The sequence below is a fragment of the Bradyrhizobium sp. UFLA05-153 genome (genome assembly GCF_054185185.1).
Genome location: NZ_JBBIAM010000316.1, coordinates 1 through 1235 on the forward strand (window position 1 = coordinate 1; position 1235 = coordinate 1235).

At 59.4% G+C, this 1235-nt stretch carries 1 protein-coding gene; it reads left to right on the top strand.

Going from position 1 to position 1235, the window contains the following annotated elements:
- On the top strand, positions 1–1235 hold a 1235-nt coding region (locus Q2941_RS51640; protein WP_458197544.1), incomplete at both ends, for an IS4 family transposase.

The following is a 1235-nucleotide window of genomic DNA, read 5'->3' on the forward strand; positions in this document are numbered from 1 at the left end:
GTGCCAAGACTGGGCGAACACGAAGGCAGCCTACCGCTTCTTCGCCAACGAGCGCGTGGAGGAAGCCGACATTCTTAGCGGCCACTTCGCCGCCACGCGCACGCGTTACGATGATTGTACAGGCCCGATTCTCCTTATCCAGGACACCACGGAATTCTCCTACCAACGCGCGAACACGAGCGCGATCGGCATAACCAAGAGCATCAATAGCGGCCGGGACAAAGGTGGCCGTTGGCGCCATCACACGGTCTGCGGAATGCTGATGCATTCCAGCCTCGCGGTGACCGTCGAGGGCCTCCCCCTGGGATTGGCGGCGGTGAAATTCTGGACACGGAAAAAATTCAAAGGCACGGCCCAACTCAAGAAGAAGATCAACCCGACCCGCGTTCCCATCGAGAAGAAGGAGAGCGTTCGTTGGCTCGACAATCTCAGGCAATCGATCGAACGGCTCGGACAGCCGGAGCGTTGCATTCATATCGGCGATCGCGAAAGCGACATCTACGAATTGTATTGCCTGACGCAAGAGCTTGGCGCTCACTTCCTTGTCCGCGCCTGCGTCGATCGGCTGGCAGGCGATGGCGGCCATACGATTGCGACCGAGATGGAAGAGACCAGCGTCAAGGGTCTGCATTACATCGACGTGCGGGACGACAAGGGCGAGATGACGAAAGCCGCGCTGGAGATCAAGTTCAAGCGGATCGCGGTCTTGCCTCCGATCGGAAAGCAAAACCGTTATCCCGCCCTCGACCTGACGGTAATCCACGCCAGCGAGCGCGGTGCGCCAAAGGGCCGGAAACCCATTGAGTGGAAGCTAATCACGGACCTACCCGTCCGCGGACGCTCCGAGGCAATCGAGAAGATTAACTGGTACGCCATGCGGTGGAAAATCGAGATGTTCCACAAGATCCTGAAATCGGGCTGCAGGGCGGAAGACTCAAAACTGCGGACCGCGGAGCGCCTCGCTAATCTGATGGCGGTCTTCTGCATTCTCAGCTGGCGCGTCCTCTGGCTCACCATGCTCAATCGCACGGCCCCGGACGCGTCACCGAAGATGGCCTTGACGGACACCGAGATCGCATTGCTCGATGAACTCATCAGCGACGTCGGCAATCGACGATGTCGCCCTGGAACCCTCGCATTCTACTTGACCAAACTTGCACGATTGGGTGGCTACCTGGCCAGGGCCGCCGATCCGCCACCCGGAAATGTTGTCATCTGGCGCGGACTCTCCAGAC